Origin of the sequence: Streptomyces sp. NPDC097617 (assembly GCF_044761485.1) — a bacterium.
Taxonomy (GTDB): Bacteria; Actinomycetota; Actinomycetes; order Streptomycetales; family Streptomycetaceae; genus Streptomyces.
In genome coordinates, this window is sequence record NZ_JBIWCL010000025.1 from 100,065 (window position 1) to 114,034 (window position 13,970).

The 13,970-nt window shown below is 73.1% G+C and carries 9 protein-coding genes and 1 pseudogene; 2 read left to right on the forward strand and 8 right to left on the reverse strand.

Features of this window, described 5'->3' with window-relative positions; translation table 11 throughout:
- From ACIQZO_RS31800 to ACIQZO_RS31810, 3 genes and pseudogenes are all read right to left on the reverse strand, one after another.
- Positions 1–1,377: pseudogene (locus tag ACIQZO_RS31800) on the reverse strand (hypothetical protein); the annotation flags it as partial.
- A 36-nt stretch (positions 1,378–1,413) separates the two neighbouring features.
- Entirely contained in the window at positions 1,414–5,610 is a 4,197-nt protein-coding gene (gene eccCa / locus ACIQZO_RS31805) for a type VII secretion protein EccCa (RefSeq protein ID WP_403632814.1), read from the reverse strand.
- An 87-nt stretch (positions 5,611–5,697) separates the two neighbouring features.
- Positions 5,698–6,153: a WXG100 family type VII secretion target gene (locus ACIQZO_RS31810; RefSeq protein WP_403632817.1), complete on the reverse strand. Its 456-nt coding sequence runs from the start codon at positions 6,151–6,153 to the stop codon at positions 5,698–5,700.
- 190 nt (positions 6,154–6,343) lie between these two features.
- On the opposite strand from ACIQZO_RS31810, the gene ACIQZO_RS31815 reads away from it, so the two are divergent.
- Positions 6,344–6,958, forward strand: a complete 615-nt coding sequence (locus tag ACIQZO_RS31815) for a hypothetical protein (RefSeq protein ID WP_403632820.1) — start codon at positions 6,344–6,346, stop codon at positions 6,956–6,958.
- A 22-nt stretch (positions 6,959–6,980) separates the two neighbouring features.
- On the opposite strand, the gene ACIQZO_RS31820 is transcribed toward ACIQZO_RS31815, so the two are convergent.
- From ACIQZO_RS31820 to ACIQZO_RS31840, 5 genes are read right to left on the reverse strand one after another with little or no spacing between them, the layout of a single operon-like run.
- On the reverse strand, positions 6,981–7,304 hold the full coding sequence (locus ACIQZO_RS31820) for a WXG100 family type VII secretion target (RefSeq protein ID WP_403632823.1): 324 nt from the start codon (positions 7,302–7,304) through the stop codon (positions 6,981–6,983).
- A 58-nt stretch (positions 7,305–7,362) separates the two neighbouring features.
- A complete protein-coding gene (locus tag ACIQZO_RS31825; RefSeq protein ID WP_403632826.1) occupies positions 7,363–10,146 on the reverse strand; it encodes a right-handed parallel beta-helix repeat-containing protein in 2,784 nt (927 codons plus the stop codon).
- Positions 10,147–10,190: 44 nt separating this feature from the next.
- On the reverse strand, positions 10,191–11,537 hold the full coding sequence (locus ACIQZO_RS31830) for an EsaB/YukD family protein (RefSeq protein WP_403632830.1): 1,347 nt from the start codon (positions 11,535–11,537) through the stop codon (positions 10,191–10,193).
- A gap of 25 nt (positions 11,538–11,562) precedes the next feature.
- Positions 11,563–11,877 carry a WXG100 family type VII secretion target gene (locus ACIQZO_RS31835; RefSeq protein ID WP_398669346.1) on the reverse strand — a complete coding sequence of 105 codons (315 nt, stop codon included), beginning with the start codon at positions 11,875–11,877 and terminating at the stop codon, positions 11,563–11,565.
- Between the two features lie 25 nt (positions 11,878–11,902).
- Positions 11,903–12,268 carry a WXG100 family type VII secretion target gene (locus tag ACIQZO_RS31840; RefSeq protein WP_403632836.1) on the reverse strand — a complete coding sequence of 122 codons (366 nt, stop codon included), beginning with the start codon at positions 12,266–12,268 and terminating at the stop codon, positions 11,903–11,905.
- Positions 12,269–12,720: 452 nt separating this feature from the next.
- Here ACIQZO_RS31840 and rsgA point away from each other — a divergent pair, with 452 nt between their 5' ends.
- On the forward strand, positions 12,721–13,836 hold the full coding sequence (gene rsgA / locus ACIQZO_RS31845) for a ribosome small subunit-dependent GTPase A (RefSeq protein ID WP_403632839.1): 1,116 nt from the start codon (positions 12,721–12,723) through the stop codon (positions 13,834–13,836).
- Positions 13,837–13,970: the final 134 nt, after the last annotated feature.

Sequence of the window (13,970 nt, forward strand, 5' to 3'; positions counted from 1 at the left end):
CTGTTGTCCGTCGCCGGGTTTCGGTAGTGGTGTTCCGTGCGGGTTGGCCTGCGGGCCGCCGAGTCGTTGGCCCGTACCGCTGAAGGGATCGGTTCCTGCCGGGTTTTCGGGCCTGCTTGTTGTGGGCGGCTGTTGTCCGTCGCCGGGTTTCGGTAGTGGTGTTCCGTGCGGGTTGGCCTGCGGGCCGCCGAGTCGTTGGCCCGTACCGCTGAAGGGATCGGTTCCAACCGAGCTTTCCGGCCTGCTCGTTGCGGGCGGCTGCTGCCCCCCACCCGGCTTCGGCAGTGGTGTTCCGTGCGGATTGGTCTGCGGGCCGCCGAGCCTCTGACCCGCACCACCGAACGGATCGGCCCCGGCCTGATGGCCCGGACCGCCCGCCGGAGACGTGCCCGTGGCGGAGCCCTCGCTCCTCGCGCCGGGTTGGGGCAGCCCGACGTCGTCGGTGCGGCCCGCACCGGCTCCACTGCTGGTGGGGTGCGACTCGTGGGCTGAGGCGCTGCCGCCCCTGGGTGCGAGCGGGCCGGGGACGAAGGCTCCGTCCCGCTGGCCCAGGGCGCCGGGGTTGGGGGCCGCGTGATCGCCGCCCGGCAACCTCGGCGACGGGGTGACGTGAGCGCCGCCACCGCTCGCCGTGGGGCTGGCGCCAGGCCCGGGGGTCGGCCCACCGTGTGGAGTGGGCGTCGGGGCGCCCGTCCGGGCACTGGGGAGCGGGTCGGCCGGGCGCGAGGTGTAGTGGTAGCCGGCGAAGCCGCCGAGGACGCCGCCCAGGAGCCCGCCCAGGCCCATGCTCCAGGCTTCGGCGCCCCAGTCGACCTCATAGTCGGTGTGCGCGATGGCGGCGCCGGCCGCACCGACGGCGACATCGATGCCGAGGCTCAGCGCGGCACCGGACACGGCGCCGCCGAGGGCGCCGACGGCCGTAGTGCCCAGGGTGCCGAGACGGGCGGCCATCTGGGAGAGCACGGGGATCAGCCGGCCCAGCAGTGAGCCGATCGTCGACAACAGGTTGCCGAGCAGCGGCCCGAGGGCCAGGAAGGCCATCCCGACGATGGCGCCGAGGATGGTCGCCCACATGGAGGCGTTGACCTTCTTCGCGTACTCGTCGGCTGCCTTGTGCAGTTCCTCCGCGTAGCGGTGGATGGTCTGGCCGATCGTCCAGGCGGTCTCGGCGGCGTCGTCGATGGTCCTGCCGAGCGCCTCGTCCCACGCCCGGTGCGCCAGGTCGCCCGCGGTGCCGGTCATGCCGAGGCCGCTCAGGTGCCCGTTGACGGCGACCCTGCGCTCGTGGATCTCGTCACCGAGCTGGATCCAGGCGTTGCCCAGGGCGATGATCTCGTCGAGGCTGATGCTGCCGAGTACGGATTCCGCGTCTGACATGGTGTCGGCCGCCCTCCTTGGGCGCGGTGCTGCTGTCTAGGCTTGGATGGTGGGGGTCCGGGCCGGTGCGGGACCGGAAGGGGTCCCGCGCCCGCTGTCGTCCCGGGTCCGGCCGGCGTCGGCGTCGGCGCTGGAGCCGCCGGAGTCGCCGGAGGTGCCCGGGGGCACGTCCGGTTCGTCCAGCGCGATCTGTACGAGCGCCGGTTCGGCGCTGCGCCGCACCAGCAGGCCCCGGCCGGGCTGTCGGCGGCGGGCTCTCAGGTCACCGATGAGGGCGCCTTCGCGGTGGTCGCCGGAGAGCAGCAGCCCGTCGGTGCCGATCTCCTTGAGCTTGCTGAGCAGCGGGTCCGACATCAGGGATCGGCCGGCGCCGCCGACGCGTCGGGCCAGCACCAGGTGGAAGCCCAGTTCGTCGGCCTGCGGGATGAACTCGGCCAGGGCGGCGAGCGGGCCGCGGCCCATGCCGCCGGAGGCGAGGTCGTAGTCGTCGGCCACGACGTAGAGTTGCGGGCCCTGCCACCAGCCGCGCGCGGCGAGCTGGGCGGTGGTGAGATCGGCCGGGGGGATGCGCGAGCGCAGTGTCTCGGCGAGGGCCTGCGCCTGGGCCGCGACCAGGTCGGCGTTGCCGCCGCGGGCCCCCACGTACTCCTCGGGTACCACGTCCAGCAGACTGTGCCGGTAGTCGACCACCATGAAGCGCACCTCGCGCGCGGAGTACCGGGCCGCCAGGCCGCGCATCCAGCCGCGCAGGAACGCGGTCTTTCCGGAGCCGGAGTCGCCGAAGACGGTGAAGTGCGGGGCGCCGGACGTCAGGTCGAGGCCGACGGTGCGCAGGTCGGACTCGCGCAGCCCGATGGGGACCTCGCGCTCGCCGATGCCGGGTCCATGGCCCTCCCAACGCTCGGCGGGGGACGGCTCGGCGGCGCTCGCCAGTTCGCGGACGGTGATCCGCTCCGGCAGCACGCGCAGCGCCGGGGCCGCCGCCTTCCGCCAGCTCTCGGCGATCCGGCGCACCAGGGCCTGCTCGGCATCGGCGAGCCCCTCCGTATGGTCCGCCCCGTCGAGCCGGGGCAGCGCGACCTGGTAGGTGAGCCCGGGCGAGGCGAGTCCGCGCCCGGTGACGCTCTGGCCCAGTCCGCGGGCGGCGGGGCGGTTGATCTCGGACTCGGACGGGTCGTTGAGGCGCAGTTCGAGGCGGCCGGGGATGTTGTCGCGCAGGTTGACGCGGATCTCCGCCCAGCGGTTGACGGTCAGCCACAGGTGGACGCCGACGCCGAGGCCGCGGGTGGCGATCTCGGTGAGGGTCTCCACGGCGGTCTCGTGTGCGGCGTGCAGGGCTGCCCAGTTGTCGATGGCGAGTACGACGTCCGCGGCGCGCACGCCCTCGGGCAGCTCGCCCCGGGCGCGGCGGGCGCGCAGTTCGGCGGCGGACTGGATGCGCAGGTCGCGGAACATCTGTTCGCGCGCGGTGACCAGGCGGCCGACCTCGGCCAGCACCCGGCCCACCCGTTCCTCGTCGCGGCGCCCCGCTACGCCGGCCACGTGGGGCGCGTCGGCGAGCCCGTGCAGCGAGCCACCGCCCATGTCGATGGCGTAGAACTGCAGCTCGTCGGGGGTGTGGGTGAGCATGGCGCTGAGCATCGCGGTACGCAGGAAGGTGGACTTGCCGCTCTGCGGCGCCCCGACGAGGGCCAGGTGCCCCTGCCGTCCGGCGAGGTCCAGCACCAGGGGGCGCTGTTCCTGGCGGGAGGGTACGTCGAGCACGCCGACGGGGAACTTGAGCTCGCCCGCATACGGCCACTGGGCGCAGCGCAGGCCGAGGTCCGGGTCCGCCTCGGCATCGCCGAGCAGCGGGTCGAGGGGGAAGTGCGACGGCAGGGGCGGCAGCCACACCTGGTGTCCCGGGGTGTCCTTGTTCACCAGCCGCTCGACGGCGATCTGGAGTTCGGTGGCGCCCGCGTCCGGGTCCCACTCCCAGCCGGCCCGCTCGCTCTCCTCGGGGGTCAGCGGGGCGAGGTCGCCGTGGACGGCGTAGGGCACCGGTTCCACGGCGGAGCCCGGTCCCTCGGTGTCGTGCTCGCGGTAGGGCGCGGAGACGTGGGCGACGCGGAAGCGCTCGTAGACGGATTCGTCCACCTTGAGGTAGGCGGAACCGGGGATGGCGGGCAGCGTGTAGGCGTCGGAGGTGCCGATGACGGCGCGCGATTCGGCGGCGCTGAAGGTGCGCAGGCAGATCCGGTAGGACAGGTGCGACTCCAGGCCGCGCAGCCGGCCCTCCTCCAGCCGCTGGGTGGCCAGCAGCAGGTGCATGCCCAGGGACCGGCCGACTCGGCCGATCTGCACGAACAGGTCGATGAAATCGGGTCGCTGGGAGAGGAGTTCGCCGAACTCGTCCACGATGATCAGCAGGTACGGCAACGGCTCCAGCGGTGTGCCGTGCGTATCGGTGCCGCCGGCGGCCTGGCGGAGCTGGTACTCGCGCACCGAGTCGACGTTGCCGGCCTCGCGCAGCATCCGCTGGCGGCGTTGCTGTTCGCCCTGGAGGGCCTGCCTCATCCGGTCGACCAGGCCTAGGTCGTCCGCGAGGTTGGTGATCAGCCCCGAGACGTGGGGCAGTTCGGTGGCGCCCGCGAAGGTGGCGCCGCCCTTGAAGTCGACCAGGACGAAGGCCAGATGCTCGGGCGCGTGCACCATGGCCATGCCGGTGACGAGGGTGCGCAGCAGTTCGCTCTTGCCGGAGCCGGTGGCGCCGACGACCAGGCCGTGCGGGCCGATGCCGCCCTGTGCCGACTCCTTGAGGTCCAGGGACAGCGGTTCGCCGGTGCCGGTCACCCCGATCGGGACGCTGAGCAGGTCCTTCTTGTCCGGGGCGCGCCGGGAGGTGGCCGGGTCGAAGGCCGCGATGTCGGGGAAGCCGAGCATGCCGGAGAGGGAGACGTGCTCGGAGAGCACCTGATCGCGTTCGCCGGACAGCCTGAGCGGGGCCAGGGCGCGGGCGGTCGCCTCCCGGACGGCGGGCGCGGTCTCGTCGGCCACGGCCTTCTCGACCGGCGTGTGCAGGCCGGGTGTACGGCCCTCCATGACGAGGCCGCCGCGCGCGTCGGTACGGGCGCGTACGTCGACCCGGCCCGGTTCGGATCCCTCCTCCTCGACCAGGCACACCACATGGAGGCCCAGTTCCGGCCCGGCCTCGGTGAGCAGCTCGGACAGCAGCGCCGAACGGGTCCAGGGCGCCTGGGGGTCGTAGCCGTCGAGGATGACGACCAGGTGGCGGCGGGAGCCGGTGTCGCGCTGGGTGACGATGCGGCTGTTGCGCTCGGCACGCGCGGCGACGGCCCGGTCCAGTGTGCCCTGCAGGTGGTCCTGGAGCCCGGCGAGGTCGTCGGCCAGCAGCGGGACGACTTCCTGCTCGCGTCGCTGCGCGTCCCGGTCCGGCTGCTGGGCGTGCGGCAGCCATTTCACCCAGTCCCAGGCGCGGTCGCCGCCGGTGACGACGGCGACGCGCACGTCGTCGGGGGCGTGCAGCACCGACAGCTGGAGCAGCAGCGACTGGGCCAGCTCGCGGGTGCGCGGGCGCGGGCCGAGCAGGCTGACGACCCCGGCGCCGCCCAGGTCCAGCCAGGCGGCCTGGCCGTCGACGCTCTCGTGGGCGCGGACGAGTTCCACGGCGGCGTGCCGGGACCGGGTGTCCGTCTCGGCGGTGGGGTCGTTCTGGACGGGCATGTGCAGCCCGTGCGCGGAGGGCACCGCACCGGCGCCCACGCGCAGGTGCAGGAAGTCCGCGTCGCCGGGCCGCCGTTCCCACACCCGGCGGCGGCGGGTGGCGATGGCCCACAGCCGGTCGGGGTGCGGGTGGTGCCAGGCGTCCGCCGCGCGCTGGGCGGCGCTGTCGCGCATCGCCTGCTTGCGGACCCCTGCCAGGTACTCCGAGTACCGCTCGCGCTGCCGGTACTGGCTGCGTCGCCGGCTGCCGCTCAGCTGCATGCGCACACCGATGGTGATACCGACCGACACCACAACGAAGGCGACGCCGAGCAGGATCATCCACGCCTTGCCGTAGGCGACCATGTACGCGGCCATGCTCATGCTCGACAGCAGCGGCAGCAGGAGCATCAGCCAGCCGGCCGCCCCTTGCTGCTGCGGCTGTTGGGGCGGGGTGGCCAGCGTCGTCCGGCCGTCCGGCATCGGCGGGGGCGTCATGCGGACGGGGCGGTGGAAGGGTATGCGACTCACGGGGGCTGCCTACTGACGGGGCTGGGGCCGGCGGGGCCGGGGCTGACGGGGCCGGGGCTGACGGGCGAGGGATACGGGCGGCGGCGGTCAGCCGGGGAAGGTCATGGTGACCGCGGTCTTGTTCGTGTCGGTCACTTCCTCGGGCGGGGTGTCCTTGGGCGGAGCGCCTTCGCCGCCACCGGAGGTCAGGGCGTTGCGGAAGTCCGTGAACAGCTTGGCGATGCCGTCCTCGGCCTTGCTGAAGTTGCCGGAGGCCATGCCGACGCCGTCGGCGAGGGTGGGCAGAACGCCCTTGTCCGGGTCTTCCGCGGTGCCGAACAGTTCGGTGATCACCCGCAGCCATTCCTGGGTCACCTCGCCGGCGTCCGAGGCTGCTTGGCCCTGCCAGGCGAGACGCAGCCCGCCGAGCGTGGTGTTGATGAGGCCGAGGCTCTCGGAGACGTCCAGTGCGAGGGCCTTCAGCTGGGTGGCGGTGGTCCTCATGCCCCTCGGGGAGACGTCGATGACGGAGACGTCGTAGTCGGCTCGGCCGCTGTCAGCCATGACGCACCTTCCTGGTAAGTCCCGTGAGGGCGCGGGGTGTTGTCGCGAACGAAACGCTTCCGCAGCCGCGGTGACAATTCATTGCATAAGTGGTAAACCTGGCGGAGGTTCCGTGGGGCCCGCGCCCCGTACACCGCGCCGCCCGACCGACGGACCACGAGGTGCGCGCGAGAATGCCGAGGGAGACACCGTGACCGACCCGATCACGTCGAACCACGACACAACTGCGCTGCCCGCCGCGGAAGGGGGCGACGAGCCGGGCGAGCCGGGACCGGATCACGGCAAGGACCTCAGCGGCCTGGTGCCGACCGACAAGGTCGCCTGGGGCGAGCCGCCCTCCTTCAACGACGACCCGAAGAAGATCCCGGCCGACAGCGGCACCCTGGAGCAGGGCGAGACGGACCCGTCCGGGGACCTGAAGATCGACCTGGGCGCCATGCGCACCACGGAGAAGTCGATCCTCACCGAGACCCGCGCCGCGGTGGCGAAGTACGAGGAGGTCCGCGCCAAGGTCGTGGCGACCAAGGACAGCGTCTTCGGCCAGGGTGCGAAGGAAGAGGACAAGTACGTCTTCAACCCGGCCTCGCAGGGCGTGGGCTATCAGCAGGGCGAGGACAACCCGTTCGCGGCGGCCGGCGCACAGTTCGCCGCCGAGATGAACCCGGCGCAGGAGCGGGCCCTGCTCCAGGTGGGTACGGCGCTGGAGAAGCTGGGCGAGTACATCGCGCTGATCAACCACTCCGGGCAGGTGTACGCGCACACCGACCGGGAGTGCCGCTTCCCCCACCCGCCCGCCGCGCGCTGAACCGGCCGCCGCGGACCTCGGCTCAGGCATCCTGCTGCCCGTCGCTGAGGTTCGCGTAGTTGGCGGTCTCCGCGTGGTGGTAGTTCCAGTAGCTGGTGGTCATCCGGTGGAGGATGTCCTCCAGCAGGTTCTCCAGGTCGTGCTGCGACGTGTGGAACCAGGTCTTGATCTCGTCGAAGGTGGCGTAGGACGGGGTGGCCCAGTGGGTGCCGATCTCGTTCATCCTGGAGTCGATCGACGCCATGGTCTCGTTGATGGACGCGGCCTCGCGCTTGACCGTGCCGATCGCCTCGTGGAGCGCCGCGAGGTGGGCGCGCCACTGATCCGGAGCAGGTTGTTCCGTCATCCGCCGGACACCTCCCTTTCGCCAGGTCCGAAGTTCGATCGCACCGCGCCGTCGGAGGTCACCGCGCCTGCCCCGGAGGGAGGTCCGCGGGGAGCAGGGTGGTGAGCAGGTCCGGGTCCGCCGCGGCCAGGTCGGCCGTGCTCGGACCCAGTTCGGTCACCCGCTGGGCGTGCCGTTCGGTCATCAGCTGGAAGACCTGCCGGGCGCTGCGTCCGTTGCCGAACCGCTCGCCGCGCGGCAGGGTCTCGAAGTGGTCGTGCAGCGCCTCGGCCGTCTCGGGCGCGACGGTGTACTCGTGGCTGTCGGCCTGGTGCCGCACGATGCGCACCAGTTCCACGGAGGAGTAGTCCTCGAAATGGAGGGTGCGGGTGAAGCGGGAGGCCAGGCCCGAGTTGGACTCCAGCAGCCGGTTCATCTCGCTCGGGTAGCCCGCCACGATGACGACCACCTCGTCACGGTGGTCCTCCATCAGCTTCACCAGGGTCGAGACGGCCTCCGCGCCGAAGTCCGTCAGGTGTCCCTGCGGCACCAGCGAGTACGCCTCGTCGATGAAGAGCACCCCGCCCAGCGCCCGCCGGAAGACGGCGGTGGTCCTGGGCGCGGTGTGCCCCACGTACTCGCCGACCAGGTCACCCCGGTCCGCCTCCACCAGGTGGCCGCGGCTGAGCAGCCCGAGGGCGGCCAGGAAGCCGCCGTAGAGCCGGGCGACCGTGGTCTTGCCGGTACCGGGGTTGCCGGCGAAGACCAGATGGCGGCTGAGCGGCGGCGGTGGGAGCCCCGCGTCCTGCCGGACCTTGACCATCTGCATCAGCTTCGTGAGGTTCAGCACGTCGCGCTTGACGCCGTCGAGACCGACGAGCCGGTCCAACTCGGCGTGGAGTGCGAGGAGTTTGCCGTCGTCCCGATCGGCGTCGCCGGACGCGTCCCGATCGCGCGCCCCGCCGCCGTCCGCACCGCCGGCCGGACCCGCGGCGGGCGCGACGGCGGGCACGGCCGTGCACCCTTCCCCCGCGGGCGCCAGTGCGGGCAGTAAGGGCTCGGAGACACCCTCCACCCGGCAGTCCTCGGCCGTCACCTCCGCCTCCTCGTCCCGCAGCAGGTCCTGTTCGGTCCCGTCCACGGTGCAGCGGCGCAGCAGGACGCGGGAGCGGGCTCCCGCGTAGATGGCGGGGAAGCGGCTCCCGGTGAAGCGGCAGTCCTCGTAGCGGCCTTCACCGCCCTCCTCGACGAACAGCCCGTTCTTGGCGGCCGATGCGACCGTCGTGCCGCGGATCCGTGGCCGGGCCCCGGCGCGGACGACGATGCCGCTGCCGGCCGGTTCGCGGACCGAGCCGCCGTCCACCACCGCCGTACTGCCCTCCTCCAGCAGCAGACCGGCCGTGCCGCTGCCGGTGACCGTCACGTTCTCCAGCCGGGCTCCGGTGTCCCGGCCGATCCGCACTCCGGTCTCCGCGGTGCCGGTGATCTCGCAGTCGGCCAGCAGCGGACGGTGCGAGGTGCGCAGCCGCACCCCTTCCCCGGTGCCGCTGATCCGGCAGCCGCGCAGCGCGGCGTCGCCGCCCTCCACGCACACCCCGGCCAGGTCGGCGCCGGTCACCTCGCAGTCCTCCGCGAGCAGTTCGGCCCGCTCGGTCACCCGCATCCCGTACTCGGGGCTGTTGGCGACGGTGCAGCCCTGCACCTGGGCGCGGGCTCCGCCGCCCAGGTGCAGGGCGCTGTAAGCGGTGTCGCGCACGGTGCAGCCGACGAGCGACACATCGGCCTCACCGACCGCGTACAACCCGTTGGCGGCGGTGCGGGCGAAGGTGGAGTCGTACGCGGTGACCGTGCCCGAGCCGCTGACCACGATCGCGGTGTCCTCGCAGTCGACCGCCCGCACCGCCGTCAGCTCGGCGACGGCCTTGGCGGTGACCAGCACCGCGGCACCGGAGGTGTGATGCACATGGCACGCGTCCAGCAGGACGGCGCTGGCGCCGTCTGCCAGTACTCCGGCTCCGGCGGTGCGGAAGATCTCGCAACCGCGCAGCCGCACGCCCGGGGTGGCGCGGGTGGAGAGGGGCTCGACCCTACGGGGAAGGGCCGAGCCCCCGTTCTCGAGGTGAGGGTCGCGCTCCCGCACCGGGCTGCCGTCCGCGCCCGCGCGACGGCCTGCCGTGCCGCGCAACCAGACGCCCTGGCCGCCCGTATCGTGCAGCCGGCACTCGCGCAGCACGGCGCCCGCGTGTCCCTCGACGAAGACGGCGGCGGCGCCCGTGCCGCGTATCTCGCAGCGGGTCAGGGTCGCGTGGGCGCCGGCGGTCAGGACGAGGCCGCGCCCGGTCGCTCCGTCCAGCACCACGTCCGTCAGCTCGGCCCGCGCCTCGTCGCCGGCCACCAGCCCGTCCCCGGTGCAGTCGTGGACGGTCAGGCCCTCCAGCACCGTGCGGCTGGTGCCCGTGAGCCACAGCGCCGCACCCTCGGCCCGCCGTACCGAGCAGCCGGCCAGCAGGGGTGCCGCCGCTCCGGCGACCTCGACGCGGCCGCCGGTGATCTCGCAGTCCCGCAGCACCGGTTCGCCGCCGCGCAGCAGCACGGCCGCCTCGCGGGGCGCGGTGGCGGACAGGATGAAGCCGCGCAGTTCGCCTCGGCCGGCATGCACGGTCACGGCCGGGCCCCGTGCGGCGATCAGCCGCACCTCGCCCTTGGCGACCAGACTGACGTCCTTGTCGAGCACGATGCTCTCGGTGTAGGTGCCGGCCTGGACGGTGATCACGGCACCCGGCCGGGCTCCCCGCACCGCCGCCGTGATGGTGCGGTGCGCGCCCCAGCTGCCGGGCGCCACCCGCTGCGCGGTCGCCTTCACAGTGAGCCCCCCCGCCGTGGCCCGAACCCGTACGCGGCGGCCGGTCACAGCCCGCTCCCCAGGTTGGCCAGCCGGCCGAAGAGGCCGAAGACGCCGACGGCCAGCGGCAGACCGGCCACCGCGAGGCAGGTGGCCACCGCCGACGGCCACGTGGGGCGTTCCTGCTCGACGGGGCGCAGCGCGGCACCGAAGGCGAGGAACAGACCGCAGCCGACCAGCACCGGCCCGGCGGCGAAGGCGGCGAGCGCCCCGGCGGCGCGGGAGTCGAAGAGGTACTCGGGGAGCCGGATCGCCAGCGCCAGCAACCCGATCACTCCGGCGGCCAGCTGGGGCAGCACGGCGGCCAGTACCCGCACCGAGCCCGCCTGGAGCAGCAGCCCGACGCTCACCACGCCGAGCAGTGCGAGCGCGTACGTCCCCCGGGAGGCGCTCAGGACCAGCAGCGCGGCGGTGAGCACCGTCGTGGTCAGCACGCTGAGCAGGGTGAGCAGCGCGTTGCCGCGGCGCACCACGGCAGCCACGTCCGCACTGTCCATGACGGACGCACCGGTGTCCGGTCCGGTGGGCACGAGTACCGCGACCTGGCTGGTCACCCGGGGCAGCAGGCCGGCCACCAGGTACAGGCTCAGGGCCAGTACGGCGGCCGAGCCGGTGCGGCCCGCGTGCAGCACGGTCAGCGGCACCACGAACAACGCGGCCACGGCGGTGATCAGTTGGAGCACAACGGTGGACGGCGAGGGCAGTGCCACCAGCCCGGCGAGCGCGCCGAGCGCGGCGGTGACCGAGACCAGCACCGGGGTGGCCACCGGCCCGTGCAGCGGAGCGCCGAGGCCGGCACAGGCCAGCAGCGGGCAGGCCGTCAGCGCCAGGAGCCGGCGGACAGAGCCCGGAATCGGCCAGTTCTTGCGGGTCGCGTACCGGGCGAGCAGCGCCGAGGCCAGCGCGGCGAACACGAAGAGCAGCACAGCCGGACCCGCCACACGGTGCGCCCCGAGCCATCCCGCGCCGACGACGGTCACCAGCAGACCCGCCCCCAGCACCGCCTGCGCGCGGCGGCGGGCGCTCCACAGACCGGTGTCCGCGCGCGCCGCGGTGACCTGTTCGTCCAGGTCGGTGACGGTCAGCTCGCCCCACTCGCCGTCCCGGTGGTCGCGCAGGTAGAGCGTGGCTCCGTCCGTGATCCCCGCGTCGGCCAGCGAGTCGCCGGGGGCCATGGGCAAGCCCCCGGACTCGGCCAGCGACCACACGGGAGGCATCGCCTCGGACTCGGGCCGGCCGCACAGGGCGGCGAGCCGAGGGGCGTACTCGGCGATCGGGGCCTGCGCCGGGAGGGCGAGGTCGACGCGCCTGCGTTCACCGACCACGGTGACCCGGCAGCGTTCATCGGGCACGAACGATTCCTTCGGTGGTGTCGGGTCAGCGGCGCCAGGTGGACATGTTCGACCACTCGGCGTCGCTGTAGTTGTTCCAGTTCACGTGCATGGCATGGGCGATGCGGCCGAGCACTCCGTCCGGCCCGAACAGGCCGTTGGCCGCCAGGTCCCACTCGTTCTGCATGTCCTGGTAGTAGGTGGCGGCATGGCTCTCCCGCCAGGAGTCCGCCAGCGGGATCAACTGGGACTTGAGGCCCTGGAGTTCGCCGGAGACCTCGCCGGCCCTCGCGTTCAGCCAGCCACCGGCCGCGGCGAGCCCTTCGCCCACATAGATCGGGGTGCCATCGACATCGGCCATGAATCGCTCCTCGTGGATGCGGCTGTCAGGAGAAGTTGGTGCCGGTAGAGGGCTTGGGCACGTCCGCGCCGAGCGCGATCAGGTTGTTCACGTTCTGCTGCTCGGAGTCCTTGTAGTTGACGTAGTTGCCCTGCAACCCCTTGGAGATCCCCTCCAGGGCGTCGTTGAGCATCCGCGCGTAGATGTCGTACTCGGCCATCAGCATCTGGAACTGGTTGTGGGCGATGCCCTGCCAGCTCGCCTCCAGGCTCGACACGTATGTCTTCACCTCGCTCAACTGCCCCGAGATCTCGACCGCCGTGGACATGGTGTTGCTGGACGCGTTGGCCAGGTACTCCGGTGTCACCCGGTAGGTCACACCGCCGATGCTCACGGAAGGCTGGTCAGCCATGGCGGGATCCGCCCCTCTCACTCGACACCGTCGCAGTCAAACATCGCCGTGGCCCCGGCCGGGGTGCCGCGGACTCGAGTGAGCAGCGGTTGAGCAGGTTCTGAGCGGCGCTGCCGGCGTGCGCCGCCGCACAGACCCGGCGGGCCGGCGTCGGGCTGCTGCGCGTCGGCCGCCGGCCTCCGGGCCGGGCCCGGAAAGCCGCCCGAAAAAGAAGTGGCACCGGTGGGAGCCGGCTTGTTACGGTGAGCCCGTTCCCGCCGACCGGTGGGGGACGAACAGCATGTGTGTGGACCCGGAGGTGAGTTCGTTGATGACTGTCATTGCGCAGGGCGCTGCCCGCACTCAGAAGACCATCAATGTCACTTCTGTGGTCTCCGGCTGACCTCACACCTCTTCGCGCGCCGCCACTGAGCGAGCGCACGCGGCCGGGGCCACCCTGTGAAGGGTTCCCCTTGTCTTTCTCCGCTTTCCCGTCCGTTTCGCACGCCTCGCTCCCGCACGCCCTCGCCCCCTTCGGCTGGGACGACGCGTGGGAGGCCGAGTTCGCCCCGTACGCCGCCCAGGGCCTGCTGCCCGGCCGGGTCGTACGCGTCGACCGCGGCCAGTGCGACCTCATGACCGCGGACGGCATCGTCCGCGCCGACACCGCCTTCGTCACCCCGCACGACCCGCTCCGGGTCATCTGCACCGGCGACTGGGCCGCCGTCGAAGTGGCCGGCAATCCGCGCTACGTGAAGGCGTACCTGCCGCGCCGGACCGCCTTCGTACGGTCGACCTCCTCGCAGCGGTCCGAGGGGCAGATCCTCGCCGCGAACGTCGACCACGCCATCATCGCCGTCTCCCTCGCCGTCGAGCTGGACCTGGGGCGCATCGAGCGCTTCCTGGCCCTGGCCTGGGAATCGGGGGCGCAGCCGCTGGTCGTCCTCACCAAGGCGGACCTGGTCCCTGACCCGGCGACCCTCGGACACCTCGTCCAGGACGTGGAGGCCGCCGCGCCGGGCGTCCAGGTACTGACCGTCTCCTCCGTCACGGGGGAGGGTACGGACGTCCTCGCCGCGGTCGTCGGCGACGGCACCAGCGTGCTGCTGGGCATCTCGGGCGCCGGCAAGTCCACCCTGGCCAACGCACTGCTCGGCGCCGAGGTCATGGAGGTGCAGGAGGCCCGCGAGGTCGACGGCAAGGGCCGTCACACGACCACCACGCGCAACCTGCTCGCCCTGCCGGGCGGCGGCGTGCTCATCGACACGCCCGGACTGCGCGGCGTCGGCCTGTGGGACGCCGAGACCGGGGTCGGCCAGGTCTTCTCGGAGATCGAGGAGTACGCGCAGCGGTGCCGCTTCCACGACTGCGCCCACGAGGCGGAGCCGGGCTGCGCGGTGCTGGCAGCCCTCGACTCCGGCGAGCTCGCCGAGCGCCGTCTGGAGAGCTACCGCAAGCTGCTGCGGGAGAACCAGCGGATCGTCGCCAAGACGGACGCCCGGCTGCGGTCGGAGATCCGCCGTGACTGGCGCCTGAAGTCGGCGGAGGGCCGGGCCAACTATGCCGCGAAGCGGACCGGCCGGGCCTGAAACACGTCCGGGGGTGGGGGGGGGGGGGCCCCCCCCCCCCCCCCCCCCCCGCCCCCCCGCGCCCCCCCCCCCCCCCCCGCGGCCGGGGGGGGGGGCGGCCCCCCCCCCCGCCCCCCCCCCCCCCGCCCCCCGCC

Excerpts from the sequence above, each read along its gene's own strand:
- ACIQZO_RS31810 (WP_403632817.1), bottom strand. The coding sequence starts at position 6,153 with ATGGCTGACAGCGGCCGAGCCGACTACGACGTCTCCGTCATCGACGTC.
- ACIQZO_RS31820 (WP_403632823.1), bottom strand. The coding sequence starts at position 7,304 with ATGACGGAACAACCTGCTCCGGATCAGTGGCGCGCCCACCTCGCGGCG.
- ACIQZO_RS31835 (WP_398669346.1), bottom strand. The coding sequence starts at position 11,877 with ATGGCCGATGTCGATGGCACCCCGATCTATGTGGGCGAAGGGCTCGCC.
- ACIQZO_RS31840 (WP_403632836.1), bottom strand. The coding sequence starts at position 12,268 with ATGGCTGACCAGCCTTCCGTGAGCATCGGCGGTGTGACCTACCGGGTG.